This window comes from Vibrio sp. 1727, from assembly GCF_033344415.1.
Lineage (GTDB): Bacteria > Pseudomonadota > Gammaproteobacteria > Enterobacterales > Vibrionaceae > Vibrio > Vibrio alginolyticus.
The window spans coordinates 134,411-160,163 of sequence record NZ_JAWPOT010000002.1 but is presented as its reverse complement, the minus strand read 5'-3'; the positions used below and the strand labels follow the sequence as shown (position 1 = coordinate 160,163).

Here is a 25,753-nt window from a genome sequence, read left to right as displayed (position 1 = left end):
GCCCCGTTTTATTCATTGCCATCTCTTCCAATGACTTTGTCCAGTTCTGGTAACGCTCGCGGAATACGGAATTTAAAGCGTTTTTGTTTGGTCTGGACTTTGCGCCACATCGACTTCAGTAAATGAGCGCTATTTTCACCATTTTGCATTCGCGACGCACTTTTTTGCCACGATTCACTCGTATCGGCTTTGGTCATTTCTAGCTCGGCCGTATTTAAACGCAATTGTTTGTACAATATGGTCCTTGCTTCAGACCAACGTTTAGCCTTTAACAAACGGTGGAACGTCAGCCATGCTGGTGTCGGTCTGTTGCGGTAGTAACGTTTAATGGCTACCAATGAAATAATCACAAAACCCAGCAACACAAGCGTGGAAACAATCCATTCAAAGTACGTTCTGATGAAGGACTTCAACGTGTGCTTCGCGGCAAAAGTTTTGCCCTCTAACATCACCGTTTCCACTTGCTGAGTCTTACTGTTCCACCAACGGAACTCATAATCCGGCAGGGTTAATTCACCACCTTGTTGAATCACGTACACGCTCTCTTCTGTGCGTGTTGACTGGTAATCACCACGTGTTTGCGTATCTGTCAAACGGTGGGGTTGAGGATACGCTTGATAACGGGTTGTTGATTCTCCTTTCAACAAGTCTGGTAGCAATACAGATAGTGAATCTTGAGCCGAAATGGTGATTTTACGCGTGATTGCATCCCCAACTTTGAGTGACTCAGTGGAGGTTTCCCACTCTTGTTTTACGTCTACGTGCGTTGCAGAAAACCAAGGCGTATCACCGCTCAACAATCCCGATGGCAAGACAGTTTTGAACTTAATCGGCTGCGTATAAAGTGTGCCTGACACCTTCTCGCCATCCGGCGCCGACACCTGAACGCCCACAGCGACAGGTGGAATCACAAAATCACCAGATGCTTGTGGATACAAAGTCACTTCCCAGCGTTGACGCGACCAAGTTTGTCCCTCTTTTTGCTCAGTAAAGTTGGTTGCTAGTTGATTACGCTGTTTGGCGATAACATTGGGTATTTCAATATTGCCAATTCTCGTACCACCCGTAAACCAACGCGGCGTTGCCACTTCGATGGTTAAAATAACTTGCTCATTGACGCTAAAACTTGGTGTTTTACGCTTCTCTCCAGCCGTTGGTTGTTTACCAACCCACGCTTGTAACTCAACACCATGCTCTCGTTGAACGTCACGAATATCTTGAGCCAACACACTACTGCTCAGGAGGAAACCGAAACAGATAACTAACCACAAGGGTAAAGCAAAGGGCGTAAAACGGTGGCTTTTCATCATTGCACCGCCTCCTCTGTATTTTCGTTCGCAGTAGAAGTTGATTCTCCGGTTTCTATTGAACGCAATTGAATCTGAAACTTCGCATTTAAGAAGTATTTAGGATCCGCTTCGACTCGCTTTAACCATTTGTCGGCTAATTCTTGGCTACCTAAGATGTCGTCTGCACTTAACGTCTCTTTAATCATCAACTCCGCTGACGTTTTTTCATCCGCCCCTTCTGCGGTTTGAGGGTTATCGCCTAGCTCGGTTGATGCTTCTTGCTCTGTTCCTGCCTGACTCTCACTCATCCGGTTGATGTCCTCTACAATACCACCAATCACTTTCAAGTTATGCTCAACATCCGGTCTTAGCCTCTCGCTCAACGTTGGCTTGTTGGCTAGGGATTTTAACAAGTCACGTGCAGCCAAATATTCACGCTGACGCGCCAATGCACTCGCCGCATTATAAAGACCGTAATCTCGAACCTCTTCGGACGGGTCGTTTTGCATTTCCAAAAAAGCGCTGTGCGCGAGCTCAAACTCGCTAGCGTAGTAGTACGCCGTGCCTTTGCGTAATGGATCGACAAAGTGTTTTGCAGCTTCTAAATACGCTTGTTGGTTGAACAAACGCTGTCCTTGTTGGTCTGGCGTCAGCCACAAATCCCACCACCATTGCGCCACCTTGTCGAAGGTCGTCACTTTTTGCACAACTTGTGGCTGCTCGGCTTTAACAGAAATGTTCTCCGCCATTGCACTGGTTGGCATCAATAACGTGCCGCTCACCATTACAATCACGCACCACTGCACTAACCACCCTTTTCTAAACCACAGCATCATGATCAGCGCGATTGGGAACAGAAGTTGATATCCCATGTCTTTCCAAGGCATTGAAGATTCGCCATTAAGCTGCATATTGCGCTCAACGTATCGGTTCAGTTGCTCGATATCACTGTTATCGACGGTCACTTCCACCAATCGACCGTTGGTCTGGCTGGCCAGTTTTTGTAGAGAATCCAAATCCATTGGGTTGTTACTCACAATGTCAGCGTTCCCTGCCGCAAGAATTAACAGTTGATAAGGTTTGCCCGAGAAATACGCTTGGTATTGCTCAATCGTGGCCGGGTTCACGCCGTCGCTCACCAACAGAACGGTGGAGCCGGGTTGACCTTGCAATTGTTGGTCAATTAACGGCAAGGCTTTTTCGGCAAGCTTACCTTGCACGGGCATAATCTCTGGCGTAATGGCCGCCAAAAATGGGTCAAATACTTTGCTGTCTTGAGTTATAGGCATCGCCACATGAGCACTGCCCGCGAACACGACTAAACCCGTTTTTCCGCCTTTTCGCGCGGCTAGCAAATCGCGTATTTTCTGTTTGGAACGCTCAAGGCGGCTTGGTGGGAGATCTTTTTGCAGCATCGAGTCACTGTTATCAAGCACCACAAGCATAGAGGCTTTATCTTCGCCAAAGGGAGAAGATTCTCGTTGCCACGTTGGGCCTGCACAAATCACAATGGCGATGAACACAATCAGCATCAAGAGCTTAAGCGGCAGTTGCTTACGCCAGCCTCGCTCACCTATCGTCAAAGCATTGCGTAAATGTTCGGGCAGAATATCCTTCCAGCTTGGCTTGCTTTGTTCTCGCCAGCGTAACCACACCAAGAAAAACATGGGGACCAAAGCCAGTAACCACAGTGGTCGAATAAAATGAAACTGCGTAAAGAATTGCGTCCAACTAAGAGAATCAAACATCGCTCTCTCCTAATGATGATCGTGTAACAGCCCTTCTTTTGAGTGTTGCGACGCTGAACGCTAGCAAATGCATGATGACCACTAACGCCATCAAGTAATGGTGAAGGCTTTGTTTTGGGCGGTATGTGGTGCTTTCGTAAAGTTGAGGTTCCAGTTTGCCAATTTCGTCGTAGGCAGCCGATAGTTCATCACGGTTGAGTGCTTCAAACGCTTCACCGCCGGATTCTTTCGCAATGCGATGAATCGTTTCCATATCCAACGCGGTTTCACCTATCGTTTCCGGATCGCCCATCGCAATGACGTGTACTCTCACGCCTTTGGCTTTCGCAACTTTCGCCGCATCAATCGGTTCAACAAAACTGCCCGTGTCGTTACCATCGGTTAATACAATCGCGACTTTTTCACGGTTTTGGTCTTGTTCTAAAGCACCACGCGACTTATCGCTTTGCTCAAAAACTTTAATCGCTAAGCCAATCGCATCACCAAGATGGGTACTCTGCCCTGCCATCGCCACATCGGTTTGGTTAAGCAGTTCGAGCCACACTTTTTGGTCTGCGGTAAATGGCGTTTGCACGAAAGCAGCATCACCAAAAAGCACCAAACCTAATCGGTCACCTTTACGAGACTGAACAAACTCCGACAGCACTTCTTTTGCCGCATCAAGACGAGAAATTTTTTCGCCTGTACGTGAGGTGAAATCTGGCTCGGCCATGGAGCCCGAAAGATCCACCACCACCATCACATCGCGCCCTAAACTCTCGCGAACTTGAGGCTCGCCTAACACGGTGGGTTTTGCCATCGCACACACCACCAAAAGCCATGAGAGAATTAACGTTGCTCGTTGCCACCAACTCGGGGTCAACTGGCTTGCACCTTCTGATGGCGTCTCGCCAATCGCTTCCACCAGCTGACTAAAAAACGGCACTTTGATCGCCATTTGCTTAGTGCGATATGCAGGCACCAAGTAGTACACCACCAACGGCAAGGGCAAAACCAGAAACCACATTGGGTGAGCAAATTCAAAACCAGACAAACCAGTTATCGATGCAAGAAGATCATTCATGTTGACCTCCCTGATGTGCTTTGCGTTTCAATCGTGGTGATTTCTTTGCCGCGCTTTTTTGAGCATCACCACGGTGTTCACTCACCCAGTTTTTCGCACGAGCAATTAGCGTTACACGATCTTCGTTGGTTAGCGTAACCCTTGGGTCAACAATACTTTGTAGCCAGCGCTTTGAAAGCTCATCGTTAAAGACCACAAGCGAGTTTGCTTGAGAATCTTCGGTTTGCGGATACAACGCATCGAGCTTGCGCAGAAAGGCGGTATCAAACAATTTCGCGTTGCGGCTATCAATATGAATCAGCACTACTTTAAGCACCGAGAACAATGCTTTAGGCATATCTTTGTTGCTCGATTTGATTTGCGAAATCGCCATTAGAGCCTCTTTTCGGTAACGATTATGCCACCATTGCCGAGCCAATCGATATACGACATACACCAATGCAATGAGCACAACCGCCGCTAAAATTTTCCAGCCAATAGTTTGCGGGTACCAACTCACGCTGGGTGGTACAGCCACATCATGCAGCTCTCTGAGTATGTAGGTACTCGGAGGCGTAGGAAGATCACTCATTTAACGCCCTCCTACCAGTTTTTGGAATTGTTTAATGTGCTCACCTGTCGTATCGAGTTCGATGTGCGGAAGGTGTTTCATCGCCATAAGTTGAGAGAGTGATTGACGCTGTAAGCTAGTTCGAGCCTCAAGCTTTGCGCTCGCAGCTTCTACCTTTGCTTTGCTGTCTAAATTGAGTTGATACTGCCCATCACCAACCACCCATTTCGATTTTGCCAAATCGTCTGGTAGCGCTTGTTCTAATGGGTCACTGACCATCACTGCAAGAACATCGTTGTGCTGTTGTAGCTGTTTAAGGTGATCAAGGTGGTGCTCCTCGCAGTCGCTCCAGTCGCTGATAAAAATCAAAGTGGATTGCTTGAGCTTCATGCGTTTAATAAGCTCAATCCATTGACTGAACGTTACTTTTTCGGAATTGCGGGAGTCCACATTGAGCGATTGATTGGCTTTAGCGAGACGTTTAAGTTGCGCCAGAAGATCGTTTTGCGAACGCTGTGCCTTGCTGTGAAACAACGCCTGCTGGGATGCGATGACAAAACCGACTCGGTCGCCATCTTTTAATACTCGCCACCCACACATCGCTGCGATCTCTGCCGCGACAACCGATTTCATTACTTGCGTCGAAGCAAAAAACATTGTGCTTCTCTGGTCGACACACACGATTACGTTGCGATCTTTTTCTTCTGTATAACTGCGTACGTGCGGCTTACCTGTACGCATCGTAACTTTCCAATCAAGGTTACGAATATCGTCACCCAATTGGTAATGGCGCAGCTCTTCGAAGTTCAATCCACGACCGCGAAACAACGAATTGTGTCGGCCAGAGAGTACGCTACCCGCCTTTAGGTGAGGAAGTAAACTGAATGATTCTGCTTGTGCTTGAAGACGTACTAAACGAGCGTAATCGCAGTACAAACGAGGATCCATCCCCTGTGATTTTGGCGCAAGAGTTGGCTTAGCCATAATGCCTCCCACTTACCCAATTTCTACACAATCTAGCAGCTCTTGTACGACTCGTTGGTGATCGACTCCGTCTGCTAGTGCATCGTAGGTCAAAGAAAAACGGTGGCCCAATACAGACGGAACAATGGCACGCACATCGTCAGGAGTCACATGGTCACGTCCTTGCATCCACGCATACGCACGAGCGCATTTGTCGAGTGCGATGGAAGCACGAGGACTAGAACCAATCTCAATCCATTTTGCTAAGTTTGAATCGGCATAACGCTCTGGCTTACGAGTCGCCATCACTAACGCAACGATGTAGTTTTCCACTAGGTCCGATACCACGATGTTTGGTAACTGACGGCGCGCTTCTAGCACCACGTCTGGCTCGATGTGTTTTGGCGTAATAATTTCGCTGCTGGTTTCCGCACCCAATTCTTCACTGCGCACCAGACGAATGATGTCACGTTCGGCGTCATCTTCTGGATAATCGACGGTAACCTTCATGATAAAGCGGTCCATTTGCGCTTCTGGCAGCGGGTACGTGCCCTCTTGCTCTACAGGGTTTTGCGTTGCAAGCACCATAAATAAGTCTGGCAATACGTGAGTTTTATCGCCTACCGTGATTGTGCCTTCGGCCATGGCTTCAAGTAGTGCCGCTTGTACTTTGGCTGGTGCACGGTTGACCTCATCAGCAAGTACAATGCTGTTAAAAATAGGCCCTGGTTGAAAGTGGAGTTGCGGCTTACCTTCCAGCTCTTGATAAACCTCAGTACCCGTCACGTCAGATGGTAAAAGATCCGGCGTAAACTGGATTCGACCAAAACTGGTGTTTAACAAGTTCGCCAACGATTTTACGGAACGTGTTTTTGCCGTTCCCGGTAAACCTTCTAGCAGAATATGCCCATTTGTTAATAACCCGATGACTAAAGCTCGAACCACGTGGCTTTGTCCAATGACGCTTTTTTCTGTTTGTTCGATGAGTTCTTTTATCGCTTGTTGTGCGTGGTTCATAGGATACCTTTTCAATGGTTTAAGCCGTCTTTTCGATAGTTAAGTATAAGAACAAATGAAATAACTTAAGGTTATATTCACTATGTTATCTTTGCGGTTCTTGAGATTGGAGAAGTTGTGCAAGACCAACCAACATCGGTAACGCATAATCAAAGAACATTTTGATTCCCGAACACAAATAGTTTAGACCACTCTCACCATTCGGCGTTTTGATCAAACGGTTTTTTGGGCACTCACCCCAACAATAAGGCAAGTAAGGGCATTGCTTACAATACGTCGGCAATGAATCGCGTTTTGCCATGCCAAAAGTATATTGTCTTGTAGAGAAGGCCATTTCATTCAGTGAGCGTTCATGAATGTTGGCGAGTTTGTATTCTGGATACACATAGTGGTCGCAACTGAACACGTCGCCATTGTGCTCAATCGCCAACCCTTTGCCACAAAACTCCGCCGTCACGCAAAGCTGAGACGGTTTCCCCATTACTTGCGCCACCGCGGTTTCAAACAGATTAACCAGCACACGGCCAAGATCGTTATTCACCCACTCTTCAAAGGTCGCCATTAAAAAGCGTCCCCAGTCTTCAGGATCGACTGACCAATCCGTTACAATCGACATTGGATGCCCCGGTTTAGCCAGATCACTGCCTTTGGTTGGGATCATCTGTTCGTTCCAAAACTGCGGCGCGGTTGTTTGGAAGTTGTTGGCTTCTACCACCGGCGCAAACTGAATATAAGTCACACCCAATTCTTGGGTTAAAAATCGATATACTTCGAGCGGGTATTTCGCATTGTGACGATTCACCGTGACCAACGCGTTGAATTTCACGCCATGCGCTTTGAGCTTATCTACCGCTTTCATCACGAGATCAAACGTTGGCTTACCGCTGTGGGTTTTGCGATATTTGTCGTGCAGCTCTCGTGGTCCATCAATCGACAAGCCAACTAGGAAGTTGTGCTCTTTTAAAAACGCACACCACTCATCGTTTAGCAAAATGCCGTTGGTCTGAAGGTCGTTTTCAATGCGAACGCCTTTCGGCTGATATTTCTTTTGCAAAGCTACGACATTGCGGAAATAGTCCAACCCAAGCAGCGTCGGCTCCCCGCCCTGCCATGAGAATACAATTTCTTCGCCATCCTGACTTTCGATATAGCTTTTCACGAACGCTTCCAGTGTTGCGTCGTCCATTTTTGGCTGCTTTTCTTGGTACAGTAGATTTTCTTTATGCAGATAAAAGCAGTACTGACAATCGATGTTGCACTTTGCTCCGCCTGGCTTTGCCATCACATGGAATCGACGGTCATACGCGCCCAGAACAGGCGCTTTAGACGCCGTTTTAAGAGGAACAATAGGCATGGTAGTAGAATGGCGAGGGGAAATCTTACTCATACGTTTCTCACTATTACATATACCCAAATAACCTCGTGAGCGCTGTACAGCAAAAGTGAAGCTATTTGGGTATATAGCGCTCCAAAAAGCGCTATATAATCTTAATTTACTTAGAAGACTTAGGTACGAACGAACCTGCTTCCATACGAGGCGGGAATTCTTTGAATGTACCCATCACCTCTTTCACTGTATCCATTGCTGGCATCATTAAGAATGAACGCTCGTACATCCAACGAGAATAACCCATGCCTTGATCGCCTCGTTCAAATGGATCAATGCTCAAGTCAAAGATCAGTGGCACACGAAGTTTAGTGAACGGCTTACGCCATACATCCATACCCGTTTCATTCTCTTGAATCATAAAGTGGAACTTGTACTTTCCTTGGCGCAATGCCACAAGATCGCCGTCGTCGCTCCAGTAAACGAACTCATTTCGTGCGGATTTGTCTGACTTACCCGTTAAATATGGCAGTTGGTTGTAACCGTCTAGGTGAACTTTGTAGTCCATATCGCCAACTTTTTTGCCTTTTAGCAGTTCGTCTTTAACTTTGGTATCACCTGCCGCAGCAACTAGTGTCGGGAAAAAGTCCTCTAATGACATCATGCCGTTGAATGTTTTACCTGCCTCAATTTTTCCAGGCCATTTAATCAACATTGGCACACGGAAACTCCCTTCCCAGCCAGTGTTTTTCTCTGAGCGGAACGGTGTCATCCCTGCATCCGGCCACAAATCCACCATAGGGCCGTTGTCAGTGGTGTAAACAATGATTGTATTGTCATCCACACCTAACTCTTTGATCTTGTTAAGTAGCTGACCGATTTGGTCATCGTGCTGCTTAACACCATCCGCGTAGAAACCGGCACCTGTTTTACCTTGGTATTCTTCAGGAACATGCGTGAAGTTGTGCATGCGAGTGGTGTTAAACCAAGTAAAGAACGGCTTGTCCGCTTTTACTTGTTTTTCTATGAAGCTCTCAGCGGCATCAAGAAACTCACCATCAACATTTTCCATACGCTTACGCGTTAGTGGACCGGTATCTTCGATTTTGCCATCAGCGTAAGAATGGATAACGCCACGAGGGCCAAATTTCTTCTTGAACTCCGGATCTTTAGGGTAATCCACATTCTCTGGCTCTTCTTCTGCGTTCAAGTGGTATAGGTTGCCGAAGAATTCATCAAAACCGTGGTTGGTAGGAAGATGCTCGTCTCGGTCACCTAAATGGTTCTTACCAAATTGTCCGGTTGCGTAACCCATTTGTTTAAGCACGGTTGCAATCGTCGGATCTTTTTCCGAGATACCTTCCGGAGCGCCTGGTAAGCCCACTTTTGATAGACCTGTACGTTTTGGCATTTGACCAGTGATGAATGCAGAACGGCCTGCTGTCGAGCTTTGCTGCGCGTAGAAGTTAGTGAACTTCGCACCTTCTTTAGCAATGCTATCGATGTTTGGCGTGTTGTACGCCATCATACCTTGGTTGTAGGTACTAAGGTTCCAGTAACCAACATCATCACCAAAGATGACAAGAATGTTGGGTTTGTCCGCTGCATGTGCAACTGCAGATGCAGCGCCCAAAGCTAACGTACATGCGTTAAGTACGAGTTTTTTACTGCTCGTTTTGGTCGCATTTTTCATATTATCTCCAAGAGTTCGCTAGTGCGTAAAAAATGGTATTCGCTTTTCAATACCATTGTTGATATAAGATAAAGCACTAATTTCAGGCGATAAATGCAGTCAAAATTAGTTAACCTATAAATTAAATTTATGAGTGACGTTATGGACTTGAATTTGATCCAAACTTTTCTTGTTGTTGCGGAGTTTCAATCTTATACAAAAGCCGCGGAACAATTAGGGCTTACACAACCTGCTGTGAGCGCTGCAATAAAGCGTTTAGAGCAAGTCGTAGATAAGCAATTATTCGTTAAAAAAGGACGAGGGATCGCACTAACCTCCACCGCTTATCAATTACTGCCGCAATTCCAGCAAGCGGTTAATATTATTGACAATGCGATATCTGATAAAAATCATTTTGAAGTGTGTTGTTCGGAAATTTTGTTGCACATTATGGACCCGATAAAGAACACTATTTTTTATGAATCACCACCCGAAAAATTCCTATTATTTGAGCTGTTAAGACAACAAAAAGTCGATCTAGTAATCGATACGGTGATCACAAAAGATGCAGCGTTTATTATTGAAGATGCCTATGAGGAAGAAGCCGTGGTTATCTGTCGTGAGAACCATCCCCGTGTACACGGCACGCTCACAAAAGAGCAATTTTATGAGGAAACTCACTGTTTATTTTCAGGAAAATGGAACAACATGTCGGGGTTCGAGCAACTAGCAAAGGAAACAATTCAAGAAAGAAAAGTCGACTTGATCACATCTTCGCTAGCGGGCATGGCGCTGTATGTCGCCCAAAGAGACAGTTTAGGGATCGTGTCTCAATCTTTTGCAAACAAGTGGAGCAAAGCGCTCAAACTTCAAATTTTGCCCTGCCCCATTTCGATACGCTCTATCCCTTACAAGTTCGTCTACCATAAGCGAGAGGTAAACAACCCAGCCCACATCGCTCTACGTGAAAAAATCAAAGCCAACTTAACGGCAGCCCACTACGAACCAATTTGTTTATAACTCTTGTCAATTGAAGCGTTAGGCGTTTTCGTCATCAAGCTTTCTACAAACCTGAATAGATAGAATTTTACAGATAAAAAAGAGGCTCATTTTAATGAGCCTCTTTCTATATGTGATACTTCGCTTAGCTTTTCCTACTTATTTGGGTTCTCTTTTAGTTTCTCCATCACTTGATCGAGCGAGAAGCTTGCTGCTTTTTGCCTTGGTGGGAACTCTTTAAACGTTTCAAGGAATCTGCCTACGTAAGCTTGCGCAGGAACAAGCATGTAAGCACGGTCTAGCATCCAATCGTAGTAAGTGTTAGAAGTGATATCAGCCACTTCGTAAGGATCCATACGCAAGTTGAAGATCTTAGGCACACGAAGTGTGGTGAATGGTTCAGCCCAAATACGCAACGTACCTTTTGCTCGTTGCTCCATAAAGACCAGCTTCCATTTGTTATAGCGAAGTGCAGTTAAGTCTCCATCATCTGAGAAGTAAAAAATTTCTTCTCGTGGGGCCTTATCCTCTTTACCAGTCAAATATGGTAGGAAGTTATAGCCGTCTAGGTGAACTTTGAATTTCTTACCATTCGCACTATAACCTTTGAGCAATTTCTCTTTGATATTGTCATCACCCGCGGCAGCAACGAACGTTGGCATCCAGTCCATGTGATGCATGATATCATTCGAAACAGAGCCAGCTTTAATTTTACCCGGCCAACGTACCATCGCAGGAACTCGGTACGCACCTTCCCAGTTGGTATTTTTCTCTCCACGGAATGGCGTTGTACCTGCATCTGGCCACGAGTTCATGTGTGGGCCATTATCGGTGGAGTAAAAGACGATTGTGTTGTCTTTAATACCCAAATCATCCACTTTTTTCAGTAGCTGACCTACATGGTTATCATGCTCGACCATACCATCTGCATACTCGCTGATACCTGTTTTTCCAGAGTTCTCTTCTTTCACATGAGTACGGAAGTGCATACGAGTTGCGTTCCACCAGACAAAGAAAGGTTTTTCAGCCTTGACTGCACGATCCATAAAGTCGAGTGCCGCATCTAACGTCTCTTCATCCACGGTTTCCATGCGCTTGCGGGTTAGAGGTCCTGTATCCTCAATTTTGCCATCAGCGTACGAACGGATAACGCCGCGCGGACCGAACTTTTTACGAAACTCAGGATCTTTAGGATAATCGACGTTTTCTGGCTCCTCCTCGGCGTTCAAGTGATAAAGGTTGCCAAAAAATTCATCGAAGCCGTGATTAGTAGGAAGGTGCTCATCTTTATCACCTAAGTGGTTTTTACCAAATTGCCCTGTCATATAGCCCATCGGCTTCAGCATTTCGGCAATGGTTGCGTCCTCTTCCTTCAAGCCAAGATCAGCACCTGGAAGCCCCACTTTACTCAAACCTGTTCTAAGAACGGTTTGGCCCGTAATGAAAGTAGAACGGCCCGCTGTACAAGATTGCTCACCGTAATAGTCAGTGAACATCATGCCTTCTTTGGCGATACTGTCTATATTTGGTGTTTTGTACCCCATCAAGCCAAACGTGTAAGCACTGAGATTGGACTGGCCAATATCATCACCCCAAATGACGAGAATATTTGGTTTCTCTGCTGCGATACTGCTACTTGTCGCACCGATTAAAGCGGCGGCAAGAATCGCTAATCGGCGTTTAACGCCATATTTCGCTGTCATATAAACCTCTGTGTGTATTAGAAAAGTGCTTCCTGCAACAGAATGTATAGTTCACAAATAGCGGATAAGCGAATTTACTAAATGAGAATTCTTTCTATCTTTGCCTAACATTACACCGTTATTTGTAGCTAATACGCACTCCAATAGCACTTTAGTTCAGATCGACATCGCACCATTCATCACTACTGTTAATCTCAAGTATTAAGATTGTCTACGCATATCACAGTGCTCATAAAGTACCTGATTGCTTTTATATAAATATTAATGATAATACGTTTTACTACTATTAATAATTAAGGTACCCGTGTGCTTGACTCCAAGGTTTCAAATGGAAAAACTTCCCAATGCCAACACAACGGCGTTTACCATAATGATGAGGAGCTATTACTAGATAAGCACACTCACTCTGTGGTACTCAATTACTTGCCAAACAAGAAATCTGTTCAGTTAACAAGCATTCAATTTAAGCTGCTGCAAACTCTCACTCACCATCAAGATCAAGTACTTAGTAAGCCTTTTCTTTACGAAACAGTACTAAAACGTGAATTTACTGAACATGATCGAGCACTCGATATGCACATGAGCAGAATGAGAAAGCGTCTAGTTCACGAAGGCGTTCCGACAGACAGAATTCAGACAGTCCACCGCCAGGGTTACATTTTCAAGCGCTCAGACAATCAACAGAAAAATTAACGCTAATTGACCCAACTTTTGGTAATTGACCGCTTATTTTGCTTTAATTAATGCAAATTCTAATCACGTAAAATAACTCAATGAATTTGCGCTTAATTTTTACACTTTGCATTGCTACTTTGTTTGCCGGCTGTGCAACCTATGCTGGTCTTAACTATGATCAACTGTTTGGTCCACAGCTCGTGCGTGAACGCACTGTTGACGTAGAAACCCCTCAAGCAAACTTCTTCCAAAGCGAAGTTAAACCCATTATGGATAACCGCTGTGTCGTCTGCCACGCGTGCTACGATGCACCATGTCAGCTTAAGCTCTCTTCTGTTGAGGGCATTGACCGTGGTGCGAGTAAAGCACTGGTATATGAAGGAACAAGACTCACAGCCGCAGCACCAACACGCTTATTCGAAGATGCAGAAACAACCCAAGAGTGGCGCGATGCGGGTTTTCATCCGGTTCTCAACGAACGTGATCAAAGCATGGCAGCCAACATTGACGCAGGCCTTATCGCACGTTTGCTACAGCAAAAAGAGCGCCACCCATTGCCTGACCAAGTCCAGTTAGAAGGCTTTGACTTTTCGATAGACCGAGAGCAAACCTGTCCAACGATTGAAGAATACGAGCAATACGAAAAGGATAACCCAACCTGGGGCATGCCTTTTGGTATGCCAAATCTATCAAACAGTGAATACCACACACTCATGACTTGGTTGGAAAACGGCGCAATAATGAACGTTCACCAACCTGTTAGTGAGAATGAGCAAGCGCAAATAGATAAGTACGAAGCATTACTTAACCACTCTGATTTGAAAAATCAGCTGATGGCTAGGTATATATATGAGCATTTGTTTTTATCTCATCTCTACTTTTCGGAACTCGATGAAGATCCCCGATTCTTCACGCTCGTCCGCTCTGCTACACCACCAGGACAGCCCGTAAAACGTATTTCAACGCGTCGCCCGTATGATGATCCAGGGGTTGAACGCGTGTTTTATCGAATTATTCCAGAGCAAGGGACCATAGTAGATAAAACTCACATGCCATTCGCGTTAAACAAGCAACGCATAGAGAACTGGAAAACTTGGTTTATTGATGCTGATTACATGGTTAGTCAGCTACCGAGTTATGAACCAGAAGTTGCTGCAAACCCGATGACATCATTCATCGACCTTCCAGTGAAGTCGCGCTTTAAGTTCATGCTAGATAATGCGCAAAATACAATAATGGCATACATCAAAGGCCCAGTTTGTCGTGGCCAACTGGCATTGAATGTTATCAATGATCGCTTTTGGGTGTTTTTCCTTGATCCAGATAAAGCAGACATCCCAGAAGTAAATGAGTTTTACCGATCTCAGGCTGATAATCTAAAACTACCGGCAGAACAAGAGAGTAACACGCTACCTGTTACCAACTGGGTCAAGTACGCGCGCCAGCAAGCTCGCTACCTAGAGGCTAAATCTGAGTTCACTAATAACTGGTTTAAAGAAGGTGAAAACCTATCCACCGATGTAATTTGGGATGGTAATGGCACCAACCATAATGCGGCATTAACGATATTCCGCCATTTTGATAGTGCTTCTGTTGTTCAAGGGTTAGTTGGTGAGCAGCCTAAAACAGTGTGGATTCTTGACTACGCGTTACTAGAGCGTATCCACTATTTGCTTGTTGCTGGGTTTGACGTTTACGGTAACTTCGGCCATCAGCTCATGACACGAATGTTTATGGACTTCTTGCGTCTAGAAGGCGAAAGTAACTTTATCTCGTTGTTACCCGCCGATATGCGCCATGAACTGCAATCTAGCTGGTATAAAGATCAAAGCCCGCAGTTGAGTGACTTTTTACAACGAAATGTGAAGCCGTTTAACCAACCAACCAGCGTTCAGTATAAGAGTGACGATCCAAAAACGGAGTTGGTGGAGTTGTTGAGCGAACATGTTTCAGATGTGCTTCTGCCTCGCTACGAAATTCAAGACACGGCTCTTTCTGCGAGTAGTGAAAAGCAACTAAAACGTATTGACCACGTTCGTGGTGAAGGCCTAAAAACCGTTCCGCAAATCACTATGCTTATGGTGAGAAGTCAATCAGGGGAAGATGAACTGTTCACCTTACTTCACAACAATGCACACACAAACATCTCTAGCTTGTTTGATGAAGAAAGTAACCGTGACTTTGCTAACGATGATATGACCATTGTACGCGGCGTTGTGGGAAGCTACCCTGCGGCATTTTTCTCGATCAACGAAAACCAAGTAAAAGATTTTGTCGATCAATTTAGTGCCATCCAAAACGAGTCCGATTACGTTAAGTTATTGGATAATTTTGCGATTCGTAGAAGCTCAGAAAAATTCTGGTCATTTAGCGATCGTTTACATAATTGGTACCGTACAAAACAACCGATCGAATTTGGATTACTTGACTATAATCGTTTTGAGAATCGATGATGATTTAAGGGGGTTCTCATGGGTATCCGAGATAACATTGCCGCTCTTGAACAACAGATTTACGTTGCTTGTTCTGAGGGAGACTACGAAACGGTCAATATGCTTGAGCATCAACTCGAATACTTGCGTGGCAAAGTGGAACATCCTTTTGATGATGACCCTTATGCCCTAGACACTCGATTCGAGTGGGAAGATGACATGACCGAATAGAAAAAACCTCCGGAAAGCCGGAGGTTTTTTTATTTTCAATGCTCGATGGATTACTTCGCCATTAACTCATCCAGAGCTTGAATTGATGCAGACACTTGAGAAACTAAATCATCTTTAGTCGCATTATAGGTATCTAAAGGTTGAGCCGCGGCTTCAATTGCTTGGCAAGCGTTCATTAGCGCAGTTAGTCCTAAACTTCCTGCACTGCCCTTTAATTTATGGGCAAGGTTCTTTACTTCTTTACTATCATTGTCCTCAGCAGACGCTTGCAGCTTGCTTAATACATCGGTGCTGGTGGCTCTAAACAGATTAATAATGTGCAACATCTTATCTCTGCCCAAGATTTTCATATCGGACTCAATCACGCTCGGATTAATGATAACCACATCGGGTTCCTTTTTTTGGGGTGCTTGAACGACCTTTGATTGTAGCTCTTGTTCTTGAGGCGAAATTTGATCAAACGGGGTACAGTCGGCATTTTGTGGCAACAACAACGGCTTTCCGTCTAGCGCATCCTGAATCAATGCCGCGAGTGCCTCTTTTGCCAATGGCTTAGGCAAGTATCCGTCAAAACCAGCGGCTAGATAGCGCTCAACTTCTTCCGCAAAAACGTGCGCAGACACTGCAATCATTGGCGTGACGGCAAGCGCTTTATTGGCCGGCTTATCACACTCAATCCGCTTTAAGCGTTGGATCAACTCAGTTCCATCACAATCAGGGAGGTTGATGTCGACCAAAGCGATATCAAAATCTTGTGTGCTGATCAGTTGCTCTGCTTGTGAGCCGTTTTCCGCCATCACGACTTGATGCCCCATGCTTTCTAGAAAACCTTCCGCGACCACTCGGTTGACTTCATTATCTTCTACTAGCAAGACCTTTGCTTTCACTTTGCAACGTGCGGTTGCCACGGTTCCTGTTTCAACAGGTTCGCTTTCCTCTAACGGAATAGAGAACCAGAATCGGCTACCATTTCCCTCTTCGGAATCGACTTCTAAAACACCGCCCATCGCTTCAATGATTCGCTTACTGATGGCAAGTCCAAGCCCCGTGCCTCCAGTTTGGCTCATCCCACCTTCAGCTTGCGTGAAGGCATCAAACAACGTTCTCTGGTATTTTTTGGCAATTCCTATTCCAGTGTCTGATACTTCAAACAGGACTTGCGACTCGTCCTCAGGGTTCAGGCTAACGTAGATATCAATTTCTCCTTCGTCAGTGAACTTAATCGCGTTACCAACGAGATTGTTCAGCACCTGACTGATTCTGGTGACATCCCCTTTCCAGTAGCGACTAACATCACTTTCAATATGGTAGGAGAACAGCAGCTTCTTCTCTTGTGCTCGACTGTTCATTAACTGGAAAGTGTCCTCCACCATTTGGTGTAAATCAAAGCCCATGTGACGAATTTCTAAATGCCCCGCTTCAATCTTGGAGTAATCCAGTACATCATTAAGGATCGCGAGCAACGTTTTACCACTACGATTAATGATTTCCGCATAACGCTTTTGAATTGGGTTGAGGCCTGAGTCAATCAACAAGCGTGCTGTCCCCAACACTCCGTTCATTGGCGTTCTTATCTCATGGCTCATCGTCGCCAAGAATGCCGATTTTGCTCGGCTCGCTTGCTCTGCTTGCTTGCGAGCTTTAGCGTGATTCAAAACCTCTTCATTCAAACGGCGGTTTGCTTGTTTTAACTGCGAAGTGCGCTGCTCAACGAGCTCTTCTAAATGCTCTTTATGCTCCTCAAGCTCTCGCTTGGCTTGAGCTTCACCCTCTGCTACCACTTTTAGTGCTTGCGCGGTATTACGAGCCGTGATGATGGCCTGCCCCATATGCGCCAACTCATCTTTGCCTTTCACTTCCAACTCAACCGCTAAGTTACCCTGCGCCACAGACAGCAACGCAGCGGAATATTCAGCTAACCGCTTCACAACAGAAAGGTACACCACACGCCATAAAATCAGCACCAATACAATCAAACCAACAATTGAAATAACGGTTAAAGACCACTGAGCGAATTTCAGTGTGCTGGTCAATTGGTCTACAGCGACGGTAGTGGTTTTGTTTGAATCATCAACCAATTTGTTGACCGTGCCATTAAGCTCTGAGAACAACTCTAATGTCTTTTGCATCAGTTGTTGTGACTGTTCGTTATTCTCGTATTGCTGCATCAGTATAGAAAATACGACCTGACGCTTACCAAGCTCTATGAGCAGTTGGCTCATTTGCTTAGAGCGCGTAGGATCTTCCACAGCGAGTACACGGCGTTGCATGATTTTGAGGTTGCTATCGAAATCACTTTGAACCTGTTGAATTCGCTCAATATTCGTTAATGTCCGAGCCTCTTCAATCTGATTCAACATTTTAAAGGCCAACAAGTGCAGTTCATGCAATCGCTCAGTCAGATCAAGATCGACCTCCACCAGTGCATCTAGCGCCTGATAAACTTGCGATTTTTTATTCGATTCTAATAAGTCATAAATATGCGTGACGTTAGCAACAGCAATGGTGCTTGTATTCTGAACTTGCGTACGAGTTAGTTGTTCTAGCTCTTCACTGAGCAGACGCATTTCTTCAACACGAGTATCTATCTCTTTTGCAAGCCACAGCTTTTTTTCAACCGAAACACCGAGTTCTGCCAAATTGTCGATAACGTTCTGGACGTTATTCTCTAAAGCTTCTAACAATTGAGAATCGAACGACTCACTCCCGAGCTCCTTGATGTGAGTGAGTAAAGACTCGAGCTGTTCGAACAGCACTCGCCCTGACTCCTTTCTTTCCTGCTCGTTTCTTGCGTTCGACAACATTTGTACAGACGAAATAATACGAGTACTCAACTCAGAGACTTGTCTCGCCTCAATCATGGCGGGAATCGCAGAATCCACGACATTTCTTTCGGTTTTGGCAACCAAAGAAAATCCAGACACACCAATAAGTGCCGATAACATGACCAGTATTGCCATCGCAATGAAAGACAACAAAAGTTTACGACCGATGCTTGCAGTTGCTAGCAGCATATTTTCATGACCTTAATGTTCGTGTTCAGCGACATATTACGTTATATTTTGCAGTGTTTACTTAATCTATGCCAACGAACTTCATTTCATGGTTAAAAATCAACACGCATTTCGCACATTTTTCAAACATTCTGCAGCCATTTTAACCCTAGTTGCTTCTTTGCCAGCGGTTGCCGCAGAGAAAATATGTGCAATATACCCTCACCTAAAGGATTCATACTGGTTGTCAGTAAACTATGGAATGGTGTCCGAAGCGAAAAGAGAAGGTGTCGAGCTACGAGTCCTTGAAGCGGGCGGCTACCCAAACAAAACCCGTCAAGAACAACAACTCGCACTGTGTAACCAATGGGGAGCAGATGCGGTTATCCTTGGGACCGTGGACCCACAGGCTTACGAGCATTCACTTAAAAATTGGGTGGGGAATACTCCCGTTTTTGCTACTGTGAACCAACTCGACTTGGATGAAGAACAAAGTGAGTTGCTAAAAGGGACTGTCGGTGTTGACTGGCATTGGATGGGATACGAAGCGGGTCAATATTTGGCAGCTCGCCATCCAAAGGGGTCAGGAAAAACCAACATTGCCTTACTTTTGGGGCCGCGAACTCGTGGTGGTACGAAACCCGTTACTGCCGGATTTTATGAAGCGATACAAGGAAGTGATATCAACATTGTTGACACATTTTGGGCAGACAACGACAAGGAGTTACAACGTAACCTAGTTCAACGTGTGATCGATATGGGAAATATAGATTACATTGTTGGCAGTGCAGTGGCGATTGAAGCGGCCATCAGTGAACTGCGCAGTGCCGGCAAAGCTGAGGAGATCGGTTTAGTTTCTGTGTACTTAAGTCATGGTGTATATCGAGGCCTGTTACGTAACAAAGTGCTCTTCGCACCAACAGATAAAATGGTGCAGCAAGGTCGGCTTTCCGTGATGCAAGCAACGCATTACTTAAGGGGTGAAGCTTATGACAAACATGCCTCACCAACCATCAAACCACTGACTCCGAAGACGCTTCATGACGACACGATCGAAGAATCGTTATCTCCGTCAGAATATAGGCCGACATTCCGTGTTAAGGCTGTTGATTGAAAGACCAAAAACGTGTTCTATTGAGTCACAACAATTTTAAAATCATACAAACGGAAACATCTTGATGCAAAAAACCATTCGTACCATGCCAACCCATAAACATGTGGCTTTGGTTGCTCACGACAACTGCAAACCTGAGCTACTTCGCTGGGTAAAAGAAAACAAAGAAAAGCTACAGAGTCACTTCCTTTACGCAACTGGCACGACAGGACACATGCTAAGTAAAGAAACTGGACTTGCGATCAAGAGCATGATCAGTGGTCCGATGGGCGGTGATCAACAACTAGGCGCTCTTATTTCAGAAGGCAAAATCGACGTTCTCGTTTTCTTTTGGGATCCACTGAATGCCGTACCTCACGACCCAGACGTTAAAGCGCTTCTTCGTATTGCTAGTGTCTGGAATATTCCTGTAGCAACGAACCGAGCCACCGCTAAGTTCCTGTTTAACTCCCCTCTTCTTGAGCAAGAAGTAGACATCGAAGTGCCGGATTACGAAGCCTATCTTGCTGAGCGCATGTAAGCTTTGATGCTAACCAAATAAAGCAAAGGCGATACCAAGTATCGCCTTTACTGTTTTTAACATTCTAAACGTTGCATTTAACGAGAAGTCACGATGGGATAGTCACCATTAACGAGCTCTTGAACGAATGCAGATCCCGCACCAGTATGCGTAATCCAAACCTTCTCTTTCGCACGTGTAATCGCCACGTAAAATAGCCTGCGCTCTTCTGCGTAAGGGAATTTGTCTTTGGACTCCGTCAACGCACCATCAATGTGAATTTGCTTCTTCTTAGCGGGGAATTGCCCCTCATCCACAGAAAGAATAATCACAAAGTCAGCTTCGCGTCCTTTACTCGCATGGCAAGTCATAAAGCGAATATCGAGATTAGGGAAACGTCGCAACCAATCGTCGAACAAATCGGGCTTATGATAATGGTTACGTCCTAGCAATAAAACTGACTTGGTTTGCTTGGCTTGTTGATTCAAGTGGTCCAAGATCTTTTCCACTTGATTGCTCGGCGCGGTATGTACGCTCTTCTGCTTGCGTTGTTTGTGGCTGTTTAGTGTTTTCGGCAACTGCGATGGGTTTTGCTGCACGAATGTATTCGCTACATCACCAATCTGATTGTTGAAACGATAAGTTGTATCTAAGTGATGAACGGTTGAGTGAGCAAAGCGTTCTTTAAAACCAGTGATAAGATCGACATCCGCTCCTGCAAACTGATAGATCGCTTGCCAATCGTCGCCAACAGCAAATAACGTGGCACCTGCTTGTTTCTGAGTGGATTCACACAGTGCTTCAATCAATGCCAGACGATCTGGAGAGATATCTTGATACTCATCGACCATAATAAAGCGCCATGGCGAGACAAACTTCCCTTTATTCACATAATCTGTCGCACGACTGATCATGGTTGGGAAATCCACTTGGTTGCTTTCTTTAAGCATTTTCTGCCACGCTGTAAAACATGGCCAGCATAAGGCGAGTTCACTATTTAAACGCGTATAGTCTTGGTGGTTTACGAGCTTTTCTTGTACTTGCTTTTTGGTCAAGCCCACCGCCGCTAAATGAGACAGCTGCGAATCTAGCCAAGCGATCAGTTTTGGATTTTCTGAATGGCTTCCTAACTCATCATCCCCTTTTAGGTACGCAATCGGCCATTTGTCTAAATGTTTTTGCCAACGTTTAAAGTTGGTGGGTGTCATCCAATGTTTTTTCAACCAGTCTACACACCATGCTGTTCGTTGATTTTCGTCCAACGCTAAAGGACTAATTTCGACAGGTTGCTGTTCGACTTGTTTAAGAATATACAAGCCCAACTGATGGAATGTGTTGACGCGCACACCGTCTGCCGCCATGCCCACTTTATCTACTAAGCGTTCTTTCATTTCAGTCGCCGCATCACGACCGAACGCTAACATGAGAAGCTCTTCTGCTTGAGCTTGATGGCTTTGCAACAAATAGGCAACTCGTGCGGTTAAAACGCTGGTTTTGCCCGAGCCGGCCCCAGCAAGAACTAAGTTGTGGTCGTCGTTGAGCAATACCGCATATTGCTGGGATAAATTCAAAGGAGAGGATTCAATTTGATTAAACAGCACTTCCCAATTTGGACGTTCTGCTTCTAGCCAATCGCGATTACGCTCACCAAGCGCCTCAGAGGTATCAATGAGCCAAGGCTCTATTTGCGACATACGATTCGGCATTCGCATTTTGGCTTCTTCTAGGGTGGTTTTCATCTCGCTTAACTCTTGGTTAAGGCTTTCAACCCAGGAGACCACTTGAGAATGCGATAAGTAAGCAGGCAAGTGCTTTAGTTTGTAAAGCTCTTCTTCCCACTTAGGTAGATACTCAGCCAGTTTTCGGCACTGAGTGTTGTGCCACTCTTGATATTGACGAACGGCCTCAAGCGCGAACTTTCGGCATTGTGGCCACGGTAAACCTTGGACTAGCCAGCTTTGTTGTTTGCCTTCGTGTTCATGAGCAAAAAACTGTAAAGAGCTCCATAATAACCCACGCTTTACGCTAACTTTGCCATTCCAGATCGTAAAAGGAATATGTTCTTCACTGCCTATCGAGCTTAATAAAACACTGTTCTCTTTTATTTCGACGTGATGGTACTCATTTTGAATAAAAAACTGTGCTTTGCTAGTGGCAGTAAGCTGCATGAAACGTGCGCCTTTTAGTTTAGAAGTTGTCGATTTATATCATTTTAAGGTGCTAAATTGTAGCAACGGCGAGCACCTAAGTAAGCTTCTTCTTCTATTCTTTAATAAAATTCACATTACTGTCGATTTAATAACCTAAAGCTGAGGTTATTTGAAGCTGGCTTTACAATCCTCAATACATGACCTGGCAGTTTTAATATAAGTCGATGACATCCCTGCTGATTTTATCAGCAACCACGAATTTTTCTTAAAGTAAATCATAAACGCGCTATAGTGGGTCTGGTAGTATTCCCCCTGTTCTTCATCGGAAACATAAGGCGCATTGTGCAAGCAACTTCTAAATTTCGGCTATATTGGGCAAACAAGACGATAAATTACAGCGTTCTTATCCTCATTACCTTACTGGGTGTGGTTATCCCAACTTGGTACTTCGAGCAAAACACGCTGATAACGCCATTAATATTAGGCGTTATTGCTGCTGCTTTGGCTGAAAGTGATGACAGTTTCACTGGACGCATTAAGGCTCTGATTCTCACCTTTCTCTGTTTTGCGCTTGCTGCTTTTTCAATTGAAATCTTGTTCGATACCCCTTGGGCTTTTGCGTTGGGATTATTTATCTCAACCTTCGGCTTCATCATTCTTGGGGCGATAGGTCCTAAGTACGCGAGTATTGCTTTTGGTTCGTTGCTGATCGCTATTTATACTATGCTTGGCGCACATGAAAGCACCAACATTTGGTTTCAGCCACTACTGCTTTTAACTGGTGCCGCCTGGTATTACTTCATGTCCATGATTTGGCAGATATTTTGGCCCCTTCAACCGGTGCAACAAAGCCTAGCCAATGTGTTCTTCCAAATGGCGAATTATCTTGATGCGAAAGCCAAGCTTTTTCACCCTGCGACCAACTTGACGCCACAACCGCTACGGATTGAAGCTGCAAAATGCAATGCTGCCACGGTTACGGCACTAAACGCTTGTAAAACCACATTACTTAACCGATCGAAACGGGGTCACATTGATGGGCCTAGTGACCGATTTTTAAATATTTATTTCATCGCTCAAGACATTCACGAACGCGTCAGTTCTAGCCATTATCGCTATCAGGATTTAGCGACCGAATTTGAACGTTCTGATGTGCTGTTTCGTTTTAAATATCTTTTGGAGTCTCAAGCCCAAGCGTGTCGTGATATTGCACTAGCCATTCAGCTAGGAAATGAATACTCCCATACCGATCAATCTATTCTGGCATTAGCTGAAGTACAGAACTCTCTTGCTTATCTAGAAGAACAAAAGCAAGGGCACTGGAAACGTCTGCTGATGCAGTTAACATATTTATTCAACAACTTAGCGACGGTAGAAAAACAACTTAATAACATTAACAACCCAGATGTCGAAGGCCTAGAAGAAGATACCCTCGCCGATACCAACCCACACACGCTAAAAGCGATGTGGCAGCGTATATCAGCAAATTTACACAAAGATTCGATGCTGTTTCGGCATGCATTACGTATGTCAATTGCCTTAACGATTGGCTATGGAATCATTCAAATATTCAACATCGACCGAGGTTACTGGATACTCTTAACCACTTTATTCGTATGCCAACCGAACTACAGTGCCACTCGCCAAAAATTGACGGCGCGAGTAATAGGTACATTAGCTGGTTTGTTGATTGGTGTACCATTGCTGACTTTTTTCCCTTCTCAAGAAAGCCAGTTAGTATTTATCGTTATCTCTGGTGTGATGTTTTTCGCCTTCCGGATGAACAACTATGGGTACGCGACTGGTTTTATTACACTGCTCGTCCTCTTCTTATTTAATCAACTAGGTGAAGGTTACGCAGTTGTCCTTCCTCGACTAGCAGATACCCTCATCGGGTGTGTACTTGCAGTAGGAGCTGTATTAGTTATTTTGCCCGACTGGCAGTCGAGAAGGCTTCACAAAGTTATGTCGGATGCGATAGAGGCAAACAAGCAGTATCTCGATCAGATCATTGGTCAGTATAGAATCGGCAAGAAAGACAATTTGAGTTACCGTATCGCTCGCCGCCAGGCCCATAATAATGATGCCTCACTCTCTTCTGCGATTAGTACGATGCTGGCGGAGCCTGGCAAATATCGCGCAGCTGTTGATGAAAGTTTTCGCTTCCTAACGTTAAATCACGCAATGTTGAACTATATTTCTGCATTAGGCGCGCACAGAACTCGCATCGAAGATGAGTCAATTCATAAACTCGTTTTAGATGCTCACCGTTGTATTCATCAGCATCTGGATGTACTTCATAAACAGCTTCACCAGCATTGTGAGGAGTGTGACCTATCTAATATTGATGATGCTGGACTCGAGCAACGCTTAAACGAATGGCGCGATGAAGACGACAGCTCTGCCCGCATGGTATTGCAGCAACTTCATCTTATCTATCGCATGCTCCCAGAGCTTCATTCACTTGCTAGTAAGTTTGCCGTCAGGGTAAGTTAGTAACATTCAAACCATATGTAAGAGGGAAGCGCTATATCGCTTCCCTTTTTCTTTTTACGCTTCCATCTACCCCAAAGTGGGTAATTATGTACCTTCTTAGGAAAAATCTGACGTATCACTTAACACACCTTGACAATATTCGGACAAAAATCAATCGATCAAATTCTAATCTATTTTGGTTGAATAAATATGTTGTATCCAAAGGATGAAGAATTTCGGGCAACGACGGATAAACCGAATCACGACGAAGGTATTGAGATGAACGCACAACAATTTAATGAACTTAAACAAAAGCTCAGTGATTTAACGGCAAGTCAGTTAAAGTCATTACAAGGTGAGATCAGCGTGAAACTAAATAAAGCGCAAAAACCGGTTCTATCTGGTGAAGAAAGAGAAATGCTTGCCAAACTGTTTGCCTAATCAAGTCATTGATATAAAACACTTGAACGTTTTATAAACTCCACCTATGCTCTCACTATCATAATGTTGGGAGTAGTGATATGCCTGTATCGGAAATTCAATCTGGACACCACATCGTTCAGATGTCACAACAAATGGCCGAGAAAGCTGCACATGGCATTAGCAATAATGTAAGTAAGGTAAAAGAAGAGCTTTCTGATCACAACATCGATTTAGCTGCGGTTGCGGATGTCGCAATGACGGCCTCAACACCTAGCCTTCCCTCTCAAAAAGTTGAATTTCTCATCAACCTAGCTCAAGCCGCTGGTTATAACCGAGTTGGCGCGTCTGTCATAGAGAAAAACAATGAAATCATTGGCAGCTTGCTAGACATCCACGTTTAGGCGATTTAACGTCAAATTATCGCTATTTT

General features: G+C 44.9%; 20 protein-coding genes. 9 read left to right on the top strand and 11 right to left on the bottom strand.

Annotated elements, in window-relative coordinates:
* Positions 1-8 precede the first annotated feature (8 nt).
* From R8O10_RS03060 to R8O10_RS03025, 8 genes are all read right to left on the bottom strand, one after another.
* Positions 9-1,310 carry a BatD family protein gene (locus R8O10_RS03060; protein WP_318191087.1) on the bottom strand — a complete coding sequence of 434 codons (1,302 nt, stop codon included), beginning with the start codon at positions 1,308-1,310 and terminating at the stop codon, positions 9-11.
* Positions 1,307-3,037: a vWA domain-containing protein gene (locus R8O10_RS03055; protein ID WP_213915792.1), complete on the bottom strand. Its 1,731-nt coding sequence runs from the start codon at positions 3,035-3,037 to the stop codon at positions 1,307-1,309. The genes R8O10_RS03060 and R8O10_RS03055 overlap by 4 nt, the downstream gene beginning before the upstream one ends.
* Positions 3,030-4,100, bottom strand: a complete 1,071-nt coding sequence (locus tag R8O10_RS03050; RefSeq protein WP_213915793.1) for a vWA domain-containing protein — start codon at positions 4,098-4,100, stop codon at positions 3,030-3,032. The genes R8O10_RS03055 and R8O10_RS03050 overlap by 8 nt, the downstream gene beginning before the upstream one ends.
* The gene (locus R8O10_RS03045) at positions 4,093-4,671 is read right to left on the bottom strand and encodes a DUF4381 domain-containing protein (protein ID WP_213915794.1); all 579 of its coding nucleotides are present in this window, start codon (positions 4,669-4,671) and stop codon (positions 4,093-4,095) included. The genes R8O10_RS03050 and R8O10_RS03045 overlap by 8 nt, the downstream gene beginning before the upstream one ends.
* A complete protein-coding gene (locus R8O10_RS03040) occupies positions 4,672-5,634 on the bottom strand; it encodes a DUF58 domain-containing protein (RefSeq protein ID WP_046875998.1) in 963 nt (320 codons plus the stop codon). It abuts the gene before it with no gap.
* Positions 5,635-5,646: 12 nt separating this feature from the next.
* The gene (locus R8O10_RS03035) at positions 5,647-6,630 is read right to left on the bottom strand and encodes an AAA family ATPase (protein WP_213915795.1); all 984 of its coding nucleotides are present in this window, start codon (positions 6,628-6,630) and stop codon (positions 5,647-5,649) included.
* 85 nt (positions 6,631-6,715) lie between these two features.
* Positions 6,716-8,017, bottom strand: a complete 1,302-nt coding sequence (locus R8O10_RS03030) for an anaerobic sulfatase maturase (protein ID WP_213915796.1) — start codon at positions 8,015-8,017, stop codon at positions 6,716-6,718.
* A 106-nt stretch (positions 8,018-8,123) separates the two neighbouring features.
* Positions 8,124-9,650 carry an arylsulfatase gene (locus tag R8O10_RS03025; RefSeq protein WP_017635363.1) on the bottom strand — a complete coding sequence of 509 codons (1,527 nt, stop codon included), beginning with the start codon at positions 9,648-9,650 and terminating at the stop codon, positions 8,124-8,126.
* Positions 9,651-9,791: 141 nt separating this feature from the next.
* On the opposite strand from R8O10_RS03025, the gene R8O10_RS03020 reads away from it, so the two are divergent.
* Positions 9,792-10,649, top strand: coding sequence for a LysR family transcriptional regulator (locus R8O10_RS03020; RefSeq protein ID WP_025767859.1), 858 nt, complete (start codon positions 9,792-9,794; stop codon positions 10,647-10,649).
* A gap of 134 nt (positions 10,650-10,783) precedes the next feature.
* Here the strand turns inward: R8O10_RS03020 and R8O10_RS03015 are convergent, their stop codons facing one another.
* Positions 10,784-12,331, bottom strand: a complete 1,548-nt coding sequence (locus tag R8O10_RS03015) for an arylsulfatase (RefSeq protein WP_005376560.1) — start codon at positions 12,329-12,331, stop codon at positions 10,784-10,786.
* A gap of 306 nt (positions 12,332-12,637) precedes the next feature.
* On the opposite strand from R8O10_RS03015, the gene R8O10_RS03010 reads away from it, so the two are divergent.
* The 3 genes from R8O10_RS03010 (at position 12,638) to R8O10_RS03000 (ending at position 15,669) form a co-directional block, all read left to right on the top strand.
* Positions 12,638-13,024, top strand: a complete 387-nt coding sequence (locus tag R8O10_RS03010) for a winged helix-turn-helix domain-containing protein (RefSeq protein ID WP_213915798.1) — start codon at positions 12,638-12,640, stop codon at positions 13,022-13,024.
* Positions 13,025-13,104: 80 nt separating this feature from the next.
* Positions 13,105-15,459, top strand: a complete 2,355-nt coding sequence (locus R8O10_RS03005; RefSeq protein ID WP_170960431.1) for a fatty acid cis/trans isomerase — start codon at positions 13,105-13,107, stop codon at positions 15,457-15,459.
* Between the two features lie 18 nt (positions 15,460-15,477).
* Positions 15,478-15,669, top strand: a complete 192-nt coding sequence (locus R8O10_RS03000; RefSeq protein ID WP_005376565.1) for a hypothetical protein — start codon at positions 15,478-15,480, stop codon at positions 15,667-15,669.
* 50 nt (positions 15,670-15,719) lie between these two features.
* Here R8O10_RS03000 and torS read toward each other — a convergent pair whose 3' ends face one another.
* Complete coding sequence (torS, locus tag R8O10_RS02995; RefSeq protein ID WP_136977175.1) at positions 15,720-18,683, bottom strand: TMAO reductase system sensor histidine kinase/response regulator TorS; 2,964 nt, start codon at positions 18,681-18,683, stop codon at positions 15,720-15,722.
* A 43-nt stretch (positions 18,684-18,726) separates the two neighbouring features.
* Here torS and torT point away from each other — a divergent pair, with 43 nt between their 5' ends.
* Positions 18,727-19,776, top strand: coding sequence for a TMAO reductase system periplasmic protein TorT (gene torT / locus R8O10_RS02990; RefSeq protein ID WP_318191138.1), 1,050 nt, complete (start codon positions 18,727-18,729; stop codon positions 19,774-19,776).
* Between the two features lie 64 nt (positions 19,777-19,840).
* Positions 19,841-20,296, top strand: a complete 456-nt coding sequence (locus tag R8O10_RS02985; RefSeq protein WP_005376571.1) for a methylglyoxal synthase — start codon at positions 19,841-19,843, stop codon at positions 20,294-20,296.
* Positions 20,297-20,373: 77 nt separating this feature from the next.
* Here the strand turns inward: R8O10_RS02985 and helD are convergent, their stop codons facing one another.
* Positions 20,374-22,443: a DNA helicase IV gene (gene helD / locus R8O10_RS02980; protein ID WP_005376572.1), complete on the bottom strand. Its 2,070-nt coding sequence runs from the start codon at positions 22,441-22,443 to the stop codon at positions 20,374-20,376.
* A 324-nt stretch (positions 22,444-22,767) separates the two neighbouring features.
* On the opposite strand from helD, the gene yccS reads away from it, so the two are divergent.
* From yccS to R8O10_RS02965, 3 genes are all read left to right on the top strand, one after another.
* The gene (yccS, locus tag R8O10_RS02975; RefSeq protein ID WP_053303489.1) at positions 22,768-24,921 is read left to right on the top strand and encodes a YccS family putative transporter; all 2,154 of its coding nucleotides are present in this window, start codon (positions 22,768-22,770) and stop codon (positions 24,919-24,921) included.
* A gap of 189 nt (positions 24,922-25,110) precedes the next feature.
* Positions 25,111-25,341: a hypothetical protein gene (locus R8O10_RS02970; protein WP_005376575.1), complete on the top strand. Its 231-nt coding sequence runs from the start codon at positions 25,111-25,113 to the stop codon at positions 25,339-25,341.
* An 80-nt stretch (positions 25,342-25,421) separates the two neighbouring features.
* Positions 25,422-25,724 (top strand): hypothetical protein, encoded by a 303-nt coding sequence (locus tag R8O10_RS02965; protein ID WP_318191086.1) that lies wholly within the window; start codon positions 25,422-25,424, stop codon positions 25,722-25,724.
* The last annotated feature ends 29 nt before the right edge of the window (positions 25,725-25,753 follow it).